The sequence below is a fragment of the Stenotrophomonas sp. genome (assembly GCF_059505245.1).
Window position 1 is genome coordinate 1 of sequence record NZ_JCACKF010000038.1, and the last position, 14,844, is coordinate 14,844.

The 14,844-nt window shown below is 67.3% G+C and carries 15 protein-coding genes and 1 pseudogene; 10 read left to right on the top strand and 6 right to left on the bottom strand.

All coding sequences use genetic code 11. The annotated features are described in order from the left end of the window. Positions 1 to 194 precede the first annotated feature (194 nt). Positions 195 to 1,019, bottom strand: coding sequence for a helix-turn-helix transcriptional regulator (locus AC5JLE_RS15120; RefSeq protein WP_069117884.1), 825 nt, complete (start codon positions 1,017 to 1,019; stop codon positions 195 to 197). Continuing rightward, positions 1,016 to 1,720 (bottom strand): VIT1/CCC1 transporter family protein, encoded by a 705-nt coding sequence (locus tag AC5JLE_RS15125; RefSeq protein WP_014648397.1) that lies wholly within the window; start codon positions 1,718 to 1,720, stop codon positions 1,016 to 1,018. Before AC5JLE_RS15125 ends, AC5JLE_RS15120 begins: the two co-directional genes overlap by 4 nt. 152 nt (positions 1,721 to 1,872) lie before the next feature. On the opposite strand from AC5JLE_RS15125, the gene AC5JLE_RS15130 reads away from it, so the two are divergent. Continuing rightward, positions 1,873 to 3,237, top strand: a complete 1,365-nt coding sequence (locus AC5JLE_RS15130; protein WP_014648396.1) for a glutamate--cysteine ligase — start codon at positions 1,873 to 1,875, stop codon at positions 3,235 to 3,237. Between the two features lie 122 nt (positions 3,238 to 3,359). Here the strand turns inward: AC5JLE_RS15130 and AC5JLE_RS15135 are convergent, their stop codons facing one another. Further along, complete coding sequence (locus AC5JLE_RS15135; RefSeq protein WP_014648395.1) at positions 3,360 to 4,418, bottom strand: NAD(P)-dependent alcohol dehydrogenase; 1,059 nt, start codon at positions 4,416 to 4,418, stop codon at positions 3,360 to 3,362. 105 nt (positions 4,419 to 4,523) lie between these two features. On the opposite strand from AC5JLE_RS15135, the gene AC5JLE_RS15140 reads away from it, so the two are divergent. Further along, positions 4,524 to 5,408, top strand: coding sequence for a LysR family transcriptional regulator (locus tag AC5JLE_RS15140; RefSeq protein ID WP_032960689.1), 885 nt, complete (start codon positions 4,524 to 4,526; stop codon positions 5,406 to 5,408). Positions 5,409 to 5,560: 152 nt separating this feature from the next. Here AC5JLE_RS15140 and AC5JLE_RS15145 read toward each other — a convergent pair whose 3' ends face one another. Beyond that, positions 5,561 to 6,223 carry a TetR/AcrR family transcriptional regulator gene (locus AC5JLE_RS15145; protein ID WP_049408781.1) on the bottom strand — a complete coding sequence of 221 codons (663 nt, stop codon included), beginning with the start codon at positions 6,221 to 6,223 and terminating at the stop codon, positions 5,561 to 5,563. Positions 6,224 to 6,298: 75 nt separating this feature from the next. Here AC5JLE_RS15145 and AC5JLE_RS15150 point away from each other — a divergent pair, with 75 nt between their 5' ends. Next, positions 6,299 to 6,994 (top strand): DAPG hydrolase family protein, encoded by a 696-nt coding sequence (locus AC5JLE_RS15150; RefSeq protein ID WP_049440661.1) that lies wholly within the window; start codon positions 6,299 to 6,301, stop codon positions 6,992 to 6,994. 12 nt (positions 6,995 to 7,006) lie between these two features. Here AC5JLE_RS15150 and AC5JLE_RS15155 read toward each other — a convergent pair whose 3' ends face one another. After that, positions 7,007 to 7,423, bottom strand: a complete 417-nt coding sequence (locus AC5JLE_RS15155; RefSeq protein ID WP_014648391.1) for a VOC family protein — start codon at positions 7,421 to 7,423, stop codon at positions 7,007 to 7,009. A 114-nt stretch (positions 7,424 to 7,537) separates the two neighbouring features. Here AC5JLE_RS15155 and AC5JLE_RS15160 point away from each other — a divergent pair, with 114 nt between their 5' ends. Continuing rightward, positions 7,538 to 8,215, top strand: a complete 678-nt coding sequence (locus tag AC5JLE_RS15160) for an SMI1/KNR4 family protein (RefSeq protein WP_241884206.1) — start codon at positions 7,538 to 7,540, stop codon at positions 8,213 to 8,215. Positions 8,216 to 8,316: 101 nt separating this feature from the next. Here the strand turns inward: AC5JLE_RS15160 and AC5JLE_RS15165 are convergent, their stop codons facing one another. After that, positions 8,317 to 9,420, bottom strand: coding sequence for an alkene reductase (locus AC5JLE_RS15165; protein WP_197561721.1), 1,104 nt, complete (start codon positions 9,418 to 9,420; stop codon positions 8,317 to 8,319). A 130-nt stretch (positions 9,421 to 9,550) separates the two neighbouring features. On the opposite strand from AC5JLE_RS15165, the pseudogene AC5JLE_RS15170 reads away from it, so the two are divergent. The 6 genes and pseudogenes from AC5JLE_RS15170 (at position 9,551) to AC5JLE_RS15195 (ending at position 14,833) form a co-directional block, all read left to right on the top strand. Then, positions 9,551 to 10,455 (top strand): annotated as a pseudogene (locus AC5JLE_RS15170) (LysR family transcriptional regulator). A 70-nt stretch (positions 10,456 to 10,525) separates the two neighbouring features. Beyond that, positions 10,526 to 10,801, top strand: coding sequence for a formaldehyde-responsive transcriptional repressor FrmR (frmR, locus tag AC5JLE_RS15175; protein ID WP_005411009.1), 276 nt, complete (start codon positions 10,526 to 10,528; stop codon positions 10,799 to 10,801). 58 nt (positions 10,802 to 10,859) lie between these two features. Continuing rightward, positions 10,860 to 11,969 carry an S-(hydroxymethyl)glutathione dehydrogenase/class III alcohol dehydrogenase gene (locus AC5JLE_RS15180; RefSeq protein ID WP_262216806.1) on the top strand — a complete coding sequence of 370 codons (1,110 nt, stop codon included), beginning with the start codon at positions 10,860 to 10,862 and terminating at the stop codon, positions 11,967 to 11,969. A gap of 8 nt (positions 11,970 to 11,977) precedes the next feature. Continuing rightward, entirely contained in the window at positions 11,978 to 12,334 is a 357-nt protein-coding gene (locus tag AC5JLE_RS15185) for a YqcC family protein (RefSeq protein WP_241884209.1), read from the top strand. A 63-nt stretch (positions 12,335 to 12,397) separates the two neighbouring features. After that, positions 12,398 to 13,228: an S-formylglutathione hydrolase gene (fghA, locus tag AC5JLE_RS15190; protein WP_049408785.1), complete on the top strand. Its 831-nt coding sequence runs from the start codon at positions 12,398 to 12,400 to the stop codon at positions 13,226 to 13,228. Positions 13,229 to 13,387: 159 nt separating this feature from the next. Continuing rightward, complete coding sequence (locus AC5JLE_RS15195; RefSeq protein WP_049408786.1) at positions 13,388 to 14,833, top strand: GGDEF domain-containing protein; 1,446 nt, start codon at positions 13,388 to 13,390, stop codon at positions 14,831 to 14,833. Positions 14,834 to 14,844: the final 11 nt, after the last annotated feature.

The following is a 14,844-nucleotide window of genomic DNA, read 5'->3' on the forward strand; positions in this document are numbered from 1 at the left end:
GGTGTGGGTGGGCAGGACCGTTGGCGCCATGGATGGCGCCATCGAGCCCCCATGGATGGGTTTACGGCGTGTCCTGCCCACCCACACCGTCCCGCCCTCCCACGGAATGCCGCTCTGGCTCTGGCTCTGGCTTTGGCCGTTGCCGTTGCCGTTGCATTGAGCAGGTGCAGGGCTGCAAGCCCTGCCGAACCCCCTCAAATGTCTGTGGGAGCCAGCCCGTACTGCTCGGCGAAGCGCTTGCTGAAACTGGCCGCAGACCGGTAGCCCGCGCGTGCGGCCACGGTCTTCAACGGCAGGTCGGTGGTGTAGAGCAGCTGCATGCCATGTGCCAGCCGGGCCTCGGTGAGCAGCTGGCGCAGGCTGGTGTCCTCGGCCGCCAGGCGACGGCGCAGGGTCGCGCCGCTCAGCGCGAACTGTTCTTCCACATCGCGTGATTGCCAGTCGCGTGCTGGTTCGGCGGCGATGCGGTCGCGGATCTGTTCGCCCAGGCTCGGCGCCTGCGGCAGCAGCAGGTTGCCATGGCCCTGTCGGCACAGGGTCAGCACCAGCGAGGCCAGGGCCAGCCGCGCGTCGCTGTAACGGCCGTCCTGCAGCGATTGCCGCCACTGGCGCAGCACCGCGCCATGGTCGATCAACGGCAGTCGCGCCATCGCCTGGCCGGGGGCGGGAAGCTCTTCATTCCAGAGCGTACGCGCCGCCGCCAGCACTTCGGTGCAGAGCGGCACGATGGCACTGAGGTAGCGGCCGCTGCAGGGATCGGGGGTGTTGACCACGTCGATGCGGCACCGCTGGGTCAGCAGCAGGATGTCGCCGGGAACGAACGTCAGCGACTGGTGTGCGGTACGTACCTGCTTGCGGCCTTCCAGCAGGATCGCGAACTGCGGTTGCGGAACCTCCACCGAGCTGGCGCCATGCTCGCGGCGTGCGGTGATGCAGGCATAGCCCTCGGCGCGCCCGCAGCCGGCCAGGCTGGCCATCTCGGCCAGTAACGCAGTGGCCGCTGGCAGCATGCCGGTCATGACACCTGGGCACCGAACAGGCGACCGACGCCGGCCGCCGCAGCCATCGCCAGCGCGCCCCAGAACATCACCCGGACCGCGCCGCGTACAGGCGGTGCGCCCCCGGCCTGGGCCGCCACCGCGCCGGTCAGGCACAGGCCGAGCAGGGTGCTGGCCGTGGTCATCAACGCAACCTTGTCGGTCGGCGCGAGCAGGGCGGTCAGCACCGGCAGCGCCGCACCGCAGGTGAACGCACCGGCCGAGGCCAGCGCCGCCTGCAGCGGGCGCGCGCGCAGGGTGTCAGTGATGCCCAGCTCATCGCGGGCGTGGGCACCCAGTGCATCGTGGGCGGTAAGCTGTTCGGCCACCTGCCGGGCCAATGCAGGCTCCAGGCCGCGGTGGCGGTAGATCGCGGCCAGCTCCTCCAGCTCGCTGTGCGGGTCTTCGCGCAGCTCGCGCTTTTCCATTGCCAGGTCGGCCGCTTCGGTGTCGGCCTGGGTCTGCACCGACACATACTCGCCGGCGGCCATCGACATCGCGCCGGCCACGGTGCCGGCCACGCCGGTGGCAAGGATAGTGGTGGCGGAGGCGCCGCTGGCCGCCACGCCGACCACCAGGCCGGCCACCGAGACGATGCCATCGTTGGCCCCCAGCACGGCGGCACGCAACCAGCCGACGCGCTCGGAGCGGTGCAGTTCGGGGTGTCGCGAATGACGGTTCATGACGCCGAGTGTACGAGGGTCAAGAGGGCGTCGGTAGGATGCTGAAACCCGTCACCGTCGCATGACGCAACGGGGTGCCACGCTATAGTGCGCCCTTGCGATGGAAGGCCGCGAGCCCCACATCCCCCGCCACCGTCCAGCGAGCCTTCCCCTTGTCGAGCCCCAGCCACGTCGCCGATACCCCCATTACCGACCGCTCGCAGCTGGTGGAGGTGATCGCCTCCGGCGAGAAGCCCCGCGCGCAGTGGCGCATCGGCACCGAGCACGAGAAGTTCGGGTTCCGCCTGGATGACCTGCGCCCGCCGACCTTCGAGGGCGAGCGCGGCATCGAAGCGTTGCTCAACGGCCTGGTCCGCTTCGGCTGGGAGCCGGTGCAGGAAAACGGCAACACGATCGCGCTGCTGCGCGACGGTGCCTCGGTGACGCTGGAACCGGCTGGACAGCTGGAACTGTCCGGCGCGGCGCTGGAGACCATCCACCAGACCTGCGTGGAGACCGGCACCCACCTCAACGAAGTGGCACAGGTGGCCGGCGAACTGCAGCTGGGTTTCCTCGGCATGGGCTTCCAGCCGAAGTGGAAGCGCGATGAAATGCCCTGGATGCCGAAGGGGCGCTACAAGATCATGCGCTCGTACATGCCCAAGGTCGGTTCGCTGGGCCTGGACATGATGACCCGCACCTGCACGGTGCAGGTGAACCTGGACTACGCCACCGAAGCGGACATGGTGAAGAAGTTCCGCGTGTCGCTGGCGCTGCAGCCGATCGCCACCGCGCTGTTCGCCGATTCGCCGTTCACCGAGGGCAAGCCGAACGGCTACCTGAGCTACCGCTCGCACATCTGGACCGACACCGACGCCGACCGCACCGGCATGCTCGACTTCGTGTTCGAGGATGGTTTTGGTTACGAGCGCTATGTCGACTACCTGCTCGACGTGCCGATGTATTTCTCCTACCGCGATGGCATCTACCACGACGCCAGCGGGCAGAGCTTCCGCGATTTCATGCAGGCCAGGCTGCCGGTGCTGCCGGGTGCGCTGCCGACGCTGCGCGACTGGTCGGACCACATGACCACCGCGTTCCCGGAAGTGCGCCTGAAGAAGTACCTGGAAATGCGCGGTGCCGATGGTGGCCCGTGGAGCCGCCTGTGTGCGCTGCCGGCATTCTGGGTGGGCCTGTTGTATGACGACACCGCACTGGATGCCGCCTGGGACCTGGTACGCGATTTCACCCTGGCCGAGCGCCATGCACTGCGCGACGGCGTGCCGAAGCATGCGATGAACCTGCCGTTCCGCAATGGCACGGTGCGCGACCTGGCCCGCGAAGCGGTGAAGATTTCCGTCGAAGGCCTCAGGCGCCGTGCGGCGCGCAATGCCGACGGCCAGGACGAGAGCAAGTTCCTGGACGTGCTGCAGGAGATCGTCGAATCCGGCCTGACCCCGGCCGAGCGCAAGCTGGCGCTGTTCCATGGCCGCTGGCACGGCGACGTCGATCCGGTGTTCCGCGAGTTCGCGTACTGAGTGGATTGCGGTAGTGTCGGCCGCTGGCCGGCAGATGTATGGGGTTGCCGGCCAGCGGCCGGCACTACCAGAAGAAAAACCCCGGCATTGCCGGGGTTTTTCTTTTTCGCATCTGCCCTGGATCAGGCGGCGTTCTGCATCGTCGCCATGTCGATCACGAAGCGGTAGCGCACATCGTTCTTCGCCATGCGTTCCCAGGCTTCGTTGACGTTCTTGATGTCGATGATCTCGACGTCGCTGACGATGCCGTGCTCGGCACAGAAGTCCATCATTTCCTGGGTTTCGGCCATGCCGCCGATTGCCGAGCCGGTCAGGTGCTTGCGGCCGAAGATCACGCTGCCGCCGGTCAGCGGCGGGTCCAGTTCGGTCAGCACGCCGACCAGGCACATGGTGGCCTCGCGCTTGAGCAGGCCCATGTACGGGTTGGTGTCATGGCCGACCGGGATGGTGTTGAGCAGGAAGTCGAAGCTGCCGGCGTGCGCCTTCATCTGCGCGGCATCGCGCGAGACCAGTACCTCATCGGCGCCCAGGCGCTTGGCATCGGCACCCTTTTCCGGCGTGGTGGTGATCATCACGACGTGCGCGCCCAGTGCCTTGGCGAACTTCACGCCCATGTGGCCAAGGCCACCGAGACCGATCACGCCCACCTTCTGCCCCGGGCCGACCTTCCAGTGGCGTAGCGGCGACCAGGTGGTGATGCCGGCGCACAGCAGCGGGGCGGCCGCCTTCAGGTCGAGGGTGTCGGACACCTTCACCACGAAGCGCTGCTCGACCACCACGTGGTCGGAATAGCCGCCGTAGGTCGGCGCGCCGGTTTCGCGTTCACGGCCGTTGTAGGTCCAGGTCGCGCCTTCGGCGCAATATTGCTCCAGATCGTGCTCACAGGCGTCGCAGTGGCGGCACGAGTCGACCATGCAGCCGACGCCGGCGTGGTCGCCGACCTTGAAGCGGGTGACGTTGCTGCCGACTTCGGTCACCCGGCCGATGATCTCGTGGCCCGGCACCATCGGGTAGATCGAGCCACCCCAGTCATCGCGGGCCTGGTGCAGGTCGGAATGGCAGATGCCGCTGTAGAGGATCTCGATGCGCACGTCGTCCGGGCCGACCGCGCGGCGTTCGAACTCGTACGGGACCAGCGGGTCGGTATGGGAATGGGCGGCGTAACCACGGGCGAGGGACATGGGGGAATCCTTGGCAGGGTTTATCGAAAGGCGTTTTACAATACGCCCCGCAACCAGCGGCAAGAAGCGCGGATATCGGCATGATTCATCAAGTGAAACTGCACAATGGCCACTGACAACCTGACCCATCTGGCCGCGTTTGCCGCAGTCGCCCGCCATCGCAGCTTCCGCCGCGCCGGTGCCGAACTGGCATTGTCGACCTCGGCGGTAAGCTATGCGATCCGCGCGCTGGAAGAGCGGCTGGGCGTGGGCCTGTTCCATCGCACCACCCGCAGCGTGGCCCTGACCGAGGCCGGGCAGCGCCTGCTGGAGCGCCTGCAGCCGGCGTTGGGGCAGGTGCACGACGCACTGGAAGAAATGAACCACTTCCGCGCCGCTCCGGCCGGCCTGCTGCGGATCAACGCCACCCGCGCGGCGGTACCGACCCAGCTGGGGCCGCGGCTGGCGCGCTTCCTGCACGCCCATCCCGACGTGCGGGTGGAGCTGACCGAAAATGACGGCCTGGTCGACATCGTCGCCGAGGGCTATGACGCCGGCGTGCGCCTGCATGAGTTCGTGCCGGAGGACATGGTGGCGGTGCCGATGGGGCCGCCGCTGCGCGGGCTGATCGTCGGCTCGCCGGACTACCTGCGGCGTCGGCCGGCACCGCAGCATCCGCGCGACCTGGCCGCGCACGAATGCATCCGCTTCCGCTTCGCCAGTGGGCACCTGTACAAGTGGCAGTTCGAGCGCGATGGGCAGGCGCTGGAGATCGACGTGCCCGGGCGGTTGACCCTGTGCGAGCAGGGCACGATCGTGCGCGCCGTTCTGGATGGCATCGGCCTGGCGTACGTGCTGGAAGACACGGCAAGGCCGTACATCGAATCGGGGCAGATGGTGGCGGTGCTGGAAGATTGGAGCGAGCCGTTTGCCGGCTTCGCGCTGTACTACCCGAAGCAGCGGCAGATGCCGGGCGCGTTGCGTGCGTTCGTGGATATGTTGCGCGAGTGAGTTGCGATGGATGACGTGGTGCCGACCAACGGTCGGCACCCACCGGGGCAGGCCATTGCCAACCAACGGTCGGCACCTGCCGGGGCAGGGCGTTGCCGATCAACGAATCGACATCGGCCGGTAGATCCAGGCCATGCGTGGATGGCACCACGCTACGGCCCTTGCAACACCGGCGCCAACAACGCCACGCACTCACGCAGATGCATCTCCACCGGCGCATCCTCGGCCACCACGCCGATCACGCGTTCACGCAGCGGCTCGGCCACGGCCATCGCCAGGATCAGCCGCGCCATGCATGCGGAATCTCCCTCGCGCAGCAGTCCACGCTGCTGCTGACGTGCCAGCCAGTCGGCCAGCAGCGCACGGCCGCGTTCGATGCCGTTGTCGAGGTAGGCCTGCAGCAGCGCGTCCTTGCCGGGGAAATCGGTGGCCAGCAGGCGAAACACCTGCACCGCCTGCGCCGATAGCGCCTGCGTGCACACCGCGTGCAGGATGTCCTGCAGCAACGGCACGACCTCTTGGGCATTGCGCGCATCACGCTGCAGCTGTGGCGCGAAGCCGTCGGTCCACTCGCGCACCGCCAACCCGACCAGTTCCTCGCGGTTGCTGGCATGGCGGTACACGGTTTTCTTCGCTACCCCGGCATGCGCCGCCACCGCTTCGATGGTGGTGGCCTCGTAACCCTGTGCCAGCAGCAGCTCCAGCGTCGCCTGCAGCACCGCGTGGCGGACTTCGGCTTCCGGTCGCGCAGGGCGGCCACGGCGGCGGGTCGGTGATGTGGTCGCGGGCAGGGTGGTGCTGTTCATTGCGCCCATCTTACCGCATCCGGTTAATTGCGAAACGGTATGCGTTTCCGTATTGTCGGGTCTCCCAACCTGTAGAAGACCCCCATGGATACCGCTGTGAACGCTCGCCCCTGGCTGGACCACCACGATCTGCTGGACCCGGCGCCGATGCATCTGGAAACCGGCATCCAGCGCCGCGAAGACGGCACGCTGCTGGTGGCGGTGCGCACCGATCTGCACGGCTGCAAGGGCCGCATGCTGGACTGGTGGTTCACCTTCTTCGAGACCACCCAGCACATCCGCTGGTGGCATCCGGTCGATCATGTCGAGCATCGCGGCTGGGACGCGGCCTGGCAGCGCGGGCGCAGCTACCACGGCGCCAGCATCCATGCGGTGGAATCGCTCGCTGACATTCCGCCGGTGGCGGCGCGCCTGAAGTTCCATGACCCGCGCACCTTGCTGGTGCCCGAACGCCTGCAGGCGGCACAGGATGCAGGCCATGTATCGGCGGTGATCGCCGCGCGCATCGGCTTCGGTGATCACGTGCGTCTGGATGTACAGGGCGATCCCTGCGATGGGCAGATGCTGCATGTGGCGCGCGATACGCCGTTTGGCTGCGTGCTGCGCAGCCGCTTCGTGCTCGGCCTGGATAGCGCCGATCCGCGTCGCGATGCCGGCGACGCGGTCGGCCTGGGCCTGCTCAGGCACTGCTATACGGAGTTCAGTTTCCTGTCGCGGCTGCTGCCTTCGCTGTACTACGGCGAGCGCGCCAACGGCGAAGCAGTGCCGTTGCCGTGGTGAACGGCGCGCCGGTCATTCAACCAGCGCATCGTAGCCTTCGCCACTGAACTGGATCAGGCAGAAGCCATGCCCGAACGGATCGGCCAGTACGGCGATGCGTCCCCAGCGACGCTCGCGCACGGACTGCTCGAGTGTCGCCCCGGCCGCAACTGCACGTGCCAGCGCGGCTTCAATGTCATCCACCACCCAGTCCAGGTGCAGCGGCGTCCAATGACGCTCGTAGTCGCGCACGTCGCCGTCTTCCGTGGCGGCGCTGCCGGCGTCGTTGTGCAGCAGGTAGAGCGGCGTTGGCCCACCGAGCAGCTCCACGGCGCCCGGGCCGAGACGGCGGCCGATGCGCAGGCCGAAGGCCCGGATGTAGAAGTCTTCGGCGGCGGCCAGGTCGGGCACGTCCATGTTGACGATGAAGCTGTGGGCAGTGGCGTTCATGGTAGCGATGGGCGGCATCCGGTGGTCGCAGTCTAGTCCTGCCGCGTGGTGCTGCCGGTTCATCTCCTGCGCGGATTCGGGCAAGCTGGGCGGTCTCGATCGACAAGGACATCCATGAGCGCGCTATCCGGCATCGAACAGGCCACCGGCCAGACCTTCCCGCCCCTGTTCAAGCAGTTGCATGCAGCGGGTCGGTTGAGCTGGGGTGCTCCCCATCCGGAATGGTCCGAGGTGGTATTCCCGGCGCTGCAGGCGGAACCGCCGGTGCTGCTGTACGCCCAGGACTATGAGCCGTTGGAACACGATGAACTGCTCGAGGCGTGGCAGGAGCTGACCGCGGAGGATCATTACAATCCCCTGCGCACTGACCTGCAGTTGCTGCCCTTTGCGCGGACCGGCGCGGGTGACAGTTACTGTTTCTGGAGCAACGCGCCCGGTTTCAGCGAACCGCCGGTGGTGATGGTGTGGCATGACGACGACCGTGCCGACGTGCTGGCCGCCAGCTACCAGGATTTCGTGTTCCGCAAGATGGTCGAAGCGGTTGCCGACTACCAGCGGCCGTACACACTGCTGTCGCACGGCGAGCTGGCCGGGAATCTGCAGTGCTGGCTGCAGACTCACCATTCCTTCCTGCGCGGCGACCAGTACGCGGCATTGCAGCGGCTGTTCGCCCGCGTTGACGATATTGAAGAAGGGAACTTCAGCGAAGACGAGGCACAGGCCATCGTCGCTGAAGTGATCGGCTTCGAGCGGCTGGACGAGTCGTTCGCCTACGTGCGCGAGGACGCCTGAAGGCCGGGGTCGGATCCGCGCGCAGCGTGGCTCTGACTCCTTGTTCGCCGAGCAGGGGTCAGAGCCCTTTCCGTTGGAAAGGGATCCGACCCCGTGCGGGATCAGCCTGCGGCCGGGTAATCGAGATAGCCCGCCTCGCCGCCCCCGTAATAGGTGCTGCGGTCGGGCGTGGCCAGCGCGATGTTGCGCTGCAGGCGTTCGACCAGATCCGGGTTGGCGATGAACGGCTGGCCGAACGCGGCAAGGTCGATGGTGCCGGCCTCGACCAGCTGCAGGGCGCGTTCGCGGGTCATGCCGCCGGCCAGGATCACGGTGCCACCGTAGGCCTGCTTGAACTGCTGCAGGAAGGCCTCGCCCAGCACCGACTGGCCCGCCTGCTGGTTGTCGTTGAGATGCACATAGGCCAGGCCGCGCTTGCCCAGTTCCTCGGCCAGGTACAGATAGGTAGCTTCGTTGTCGGGGTAGAACGGCATGTCGAAGGTGAGATTGTTCGGTGCCAGGCGCACGCCGATGCGCTGCGCACCGATGCGCTGGGCCATCGCATCGACGGTGTCCAGGATCAAGCGCGCGCGGTTGGGCAGCGAGCCGCCGTAGTGATCTTCGCGCTGGTTGATGACCGGATTGAGGAACTGTTCGAACAGGTAGCCGTTGGCGGCATGCAGTTCGATGCCGTCGAAGCCGGCGGCGATGGCGTTCTCTGCGCCGCGCACGAAGTCGTCGACGATGCCGGGGATCTCTGCGGTCTCCAGTGCACGTGCCGGGGTGGGATCGGCGTGGCCGCGGCTGCCATCGTCCAGGTACACGAACGAGGTGTTCTTCGGTGCGCTGGCCACCGGGCGGGTACCGGCGCTGACCGGTTGCCCACCGTCGGGCTGCAGCGAGGAATGCGACATGCGGCCGACGTGCCAGAGCTGGGCGAAGATCGTGCCCTGTGCGGCATGCACCGCCTCGGTGACGAGCTTCCACCCGGCCACCTGCTCGGCCGACCAGATACCCGGGACGTCGATGTAGCCCTGGCCCTGCGGCGAGACCGGGGTGCCTTCACTGATGATCAGGCCGGCGCTGGCGCGCTGCCGGTAGTACTGCGCGGTGAGTTCGTTGGCGACCGCACCGGGGTTGCGGGCGCGGGTCATCGGGGCCATCGCGATGCGGTTGCGCAGGGCGGTGCCTGCCAGATCGAAGGGGCGGAACAGGGCGGCGGTCATGTCGGTCATCTCGGTGTGGGGGGAAGGCGCCAGCGGCGCGATGCACACAGGATGGAGTTGACATGCAGACGCATAAAGCGCTTCGATCTCCCTGGGCGCGGGACTATTTGTCCCCAATGGAGCGTGATAGATGCTGCCGCTGGAATCGTTGAATGGCCTGGTGACCTTCGTTACCACGGCCCGCTCAGGCAGCTTCACCGAGGCTGCCGAGGCGCTGGGCATCTCGCGCTCGGCAGTGGGCAAGGCCATCGCCCGGCTGGAAGCGCGGCTGGGCGTGCGCCTGTTCCACCGCACCACGCGGCGCATCGCGCTGACCACCGACGGCGAGGCGTACTACGCATCGTGCGCGGCGGCGCTGGAAGAAACTCCGCCGCCGAGGCCTGCCTGGGGTCGGCCGGCCTGCCCAGCGGACGGCTGCGCATCGACATGCCGTCCTCGTTCGGGCGGCTGGTGGTGCTGCCCGTGCTGCTGCGCCTGTGCCGGCAGTACCCGGACCTGCAACTGACGATGACCTTCACCGATCATTTCGTCGATCCCGTCGAAGAGGGCATCGACCTGCTGATCCGCTTCGGCGGATTGCACCAGGCCGAGCACCTGGTGGCGCGGCGGCTGGGTCGCCAGCGCCTGGTCACCTGCGCATCGCCGGAGTACCTGCAGGCGCATCGCGTGCCTGCGACCGTGGAGGAACTGGCGCAGCATCGCAGCATCGTTGGCTTCCGTCATGGGCAACCGGTGGCGTGGCGGATTGGCAGTGATGATGCCGAGGGAACGTTCATCCCGAACGCGGCCTACCAGCTCAACGATGGTGACGCGGTGATCGATGCGGCCATCGCAGGACTGGGCATCTGCCAGATGCCCATTTCACTGGTACGCCGACATCTGGAATCCGGCGCGCTGCACTCGGTGCTGGATGCGCACATGCAACGGCATATCGACATCCATGCGCTGTGGCCACCGACCCGGCACCTGCGGCCGAAGGTGCGCTATGTGGTGGATGAACTGGCGCGGCTGGCGGGTGAGGGCTTGTTCGATTGAACCGGCACGATTGAGCGGGATGGTTGCCCGTGTATACTATCCCCCAGTATAGTTTCGAGGTGGCCTGATCATGCCGCACTCCCCCGAAGAGAAGAAGAAGGTCCTGGCCCGCGTGCGCCGCATCCGTGGCCAGTGCGATGCGCTGGACCGCGCGCTGGAAGCTGGCGCCGACTGCGGGCCGGTGCTGCAGCAGATCGCCGCCATCCGTGGCGCGGTCAACGGCCTGATGTCCGAGGTGATGGAGGCCCATCTGCGCGAGGAGTTCGGGCAACCCGCCGCCTCCGACGAACAACGCGCCGAACGCGTGCGCGACATGAGCGCGTTGATCCGTTCGTACCTGAAATAAACGACGGCGCAACATGGCGCCGCCCATCCTGTCATTGCCTGTCTCTGGAGAGTCCACCATGAAGTCCCGTGCCGCCGTCGCCTTTGGTCCCGGCCAGCCGCTGCAGATCGTCGAGATCGACGTCGCCCCGCCGAAGAAGGGCGAAGTGCTGGTGAAGATCACCCACACCGGTGTCTGCCACACCGATGCGTTCACGCTGTCCGGCGATGATCCGGAAGGCCTGTTCCCGGTGGTGCTGGGCCATGAAGGCGCCGGCATCGTGGTTGAAGTGGGCGAGGGCGTGACCAGCGTCAAGCCGGGCGACCACGTGATTCCGCTGTACACCGCCGAGTGCGGCGAGTGCCTGTTCTGCAAGAGCGGCAAGACCAACCTGTGCGTGGCCGTGCGCGCGACCCAGGGCAAGGGCGTGATGCCCGATGGCACCAGCCGCTTCAGCTACAACGGTGAGCCGCTGTACCACTACATGGGTTGCTCGACCTTCAGCGAATACACCGTGGTGGCCGAAGTGTCGCTGGCCAGGATCAACCCGGAAGCGAACCCGGAGCACGTCTGCCTGCTCGGTTGCGGTGTCACCACCGGCATCGGCGCGGTGCACAACACCGCCAAGGTGCAGGAGGGCGACAGCGTTGCGGTGTTCGGCCTCGGCGGCATCGGCCTGGCGGTGATCCAGGGTGCGCGCCAGGCCAAGGCCGGCCGCATCATCGCGGTGGACACCAATCCGTCCAAGTTCGAACTGGCGCGCGAATTCGGCGCCACCGACTGCATCAACCCGAAGGACTTCGATAAGCCGATCCAGCAGGTCATCGTTGGAATGACCACCTGGGGCGTGGACCACAGCTTCGAGTGCATCGGCAACGTCAACGTGATGCGCGCGGCGCTGGAATGCGCGCACCGTGGCTGGGGCCAGAGCGTGGTGATCGGCGTGGCCGGTTCGGGCCAGGAGATCTCCACCCGTCCGTTCCAGCTGGTGACCGGCCGCAAGTGGATGGGCACCGCCTTCGGTGGCGTGAAGGGCCGCAGCCAGCTGCCGGGCATGGTCGAGGATGCGATGAAGGGCGATATCGAACTGGCCCCGTTCGTCACCCACACCATGGACCTGGACAAGATCAACGACGCCTTCGACCTGATGCATGAAGGCAAGTCGATCCGTTCGGTGGTCCACTACTGAGCCGCGGCGTGGGCTGGTTCGACGCCCTGCGCAGGCCGCGTGTGGAGGATCCACGCGCGGCCCTGGTCGACCCGATCGAGCAGGCGCTGCGCGCGCTGGGCTGGGTCGAGGGCGGCGTGGGTCCACCGCGCGTGGTGGACTCGCCCTTCGGCATTGATGAAATGCCGTTCGAGCACTGGCTGGCACAGGTATTCCTGCCGCGCCTGCACGAAGCCCGCGCCGACGGCCAGTGGCCACCGCGCAGCGACGTGGCGGTGGCGGCGTACCGCAACCTGGACGGCCAGCCTGGCGTCGAATCGTTGCTGCGCCTGCTGGCACAGCTGGATGAACTGATCAACCAAGGCGTCCACGCCGGGCGTGGATAAGCCGACCAAGGTCGGCATCTACCAGAAGCACGCGTGCGCTGACGCGCCGCGCAGGAGAGCACCATGGAACGCATTGAACACCGCGCCTGTTTCGGCGGCTGGCAGGACGTCTACCGCCATCATTCGACCACGCTGGGCTGCGACATGCAGTTCGCCGTGTACCTGCCGCCGCAGGCGGAAACGCAGACGCTGCCGGTGCTGTACTGGCTGAGCGGACTGACCTGCACCGAGCAGAATTTCATCACCAAGGCGGGCGCGCAGCGCTATGCGGCCGAACACGGCGTGATCATTGTCGCGCCTGATACCAGCCCGCGCGGTGATGACGTGGCCGATGCCGAAGGCTACGACCTGGGCAAGGGCGCAGGGTTCTACCTCAACGCCACCCGTGCACCGTGGGCGAAGCACTTCCGCATGCATGACTATGTAGTGCAGGAGTTGCCGGCGCTGATCGAAGCGGAGTTCCCGGCGACCGGCGCACGCGCCATCAGCGGGCACTCGATGGGCGGCCACGGTGCGCTGGTGATCGCGCTGCGCAATCCGGGGCGCTACCGCAGCGTGTCGGCGTTCTCGCCGATCGTCGCGCCCAGCCATGTTCCGTGGGGGCAGAAGGCCTTCCACGCCTACCTTGGCGACAACCCGGCCGACTGGGCGCAATGGGACGCCTGCGCATTGATTGCCGCGGCCAGCGAGCGCCTGCCGTTGCTGATCGACCAGGGCGAGGCGGACGAGTTCCTGCAGACCCAGCTGCAGCCGCAGCGCCTGCAGGAGGCCTGCGCCGCTGCCGGCCATCCGCTGACCCTGCGCCTGCAGCCCGGCTACGACCACAGCTACTACTTCATTGGCAGCTTCATCGGCGAGCACATCGCCCACCACGCCCGCGCCCTGCACGGCTGAGCCCCCGGGAAAAAGGGGACGGAGGGGATTAAGTCGCATTTGCCGCTGTGCCGCAAACGACTTAATCCCCTCCGTCCCCTTTTTCAGCGATGGATCACACCCTCGTGGCGTCGCCCCGCGCTATCGTGCGCGTAGACGGCCTTGCGGATCGGGGGATGCATGCCGGTAGTGCTGGCGCTGCTGTATGTGCTGTGCCATGGACTGGTGCTGGCCTTGTGGCCTGGTCCGGCCGGGGTAGGCTCCTTCGTTTTCCTGACCGGTGCCCCGTTGCTGGCGGCGGCCGCCTGCCTGTGGCGGGCCCGCCGCGACCGCGCGGCACTGGGGTGGCGCGCCACGGCATTGGCGCTGCTGCTGTGGGCCGGCGGCATGGCGTTCAACATGATCGACGCCCTGGGCGCCGGGCGTGCCGATTTCACACCTCGCGCAAGCCTGTTCCTTTACGTGCTCTACGGTGTGCCCCTGGTGTTCATCCTGGCCAGGGCGCGCCGGGAACGGGTCAGCATCAGCCTGATCGATGCGGCCATGGCGGCGCTGCTGGGCGTGCTGTTCTTCGTGCACGCGCAGTCGTTCGCCGCCCGCGTTGACATCGACGACCACGCGTTGTCCAACATGCAACGCATGTTCGATATCCAGAACCTGTGCATCGCCGTGTTCGCGGTGGTGCGCTGGCTGGCCGGCGACGTTCCCGAGCGGCGTACCTTTTTCCGCGCGCTGGCGATGTATGCGGCGACCTACCTGTTGGTGGCGTATTACATCAACCACTACACCTCCGGTGATGCGTTCGGTGCCTATGCGGATCTGCTGATCGATCTGCCGTTCCTGCTGCTGGCGCTGCTCGCACTCAGCCAGGCACCGGCGCGGGTCCTGACGCCGCATCCGCGGATGGCGCGCACGGTGCAGGCGGCGGGCCCGATGATCCTGCCGCTGCTGCTGCTGGTGGTGGGCACCCTGGTGGTCGACCATGCCCGGCCCCTGGCCGTGAGCGGTTTCGTGGTGGCGACGCTGGGGTTCGGCCTGCGCAGCATCCTGCTGCAGGTGGACCTGATGGAACGGCAGGCCTCGCTGGACCAGTTGGCGCGCCAGGATGGCCTGACAGGCGTGGCCAACCGGCGCGAGTTCGACGCGCTGCTGCTGGCCGAATGGAACCGCGCACGGCGCAGTGGCACCGAGCTGGGCCTGCTGCTGTTGGATATCGATCATTTCAAGGCCTTCAACGACCGCCACGGCCATCCCGCCGGCGACCGCTGCCTGCAGGCCGTGGCAGCGGTACTGAAGGCGAGCGCCGGTCGCGCCGGTGACAGCGTCGCACGTTATGGCGGCGAGGAATTTGCGGTGATCGTGCCCGGAAGCGCGCTGTCGGGCGTTCTGGCGCTGGCCGAGCGCCTGCGCCAGGCGGTGGAAGCGCTGCCGTTGCCGGAAGGATCGGTCAGTATCAGCATCGGCGTGGGTTACCTGCATCCGCCGGCTCTGGCCAGTGCCGATCAGTTGCTGGCAGACGCCGATGCCGGCCTGTATGCCGCCAAGCGGGCTGGCCGCAACCAGGTGATCCTGCATGCGCACGTGCTGGATGACGAGGGCAGCACGCACGGAACGATGGACTGCTGAGCAGCTCTCTG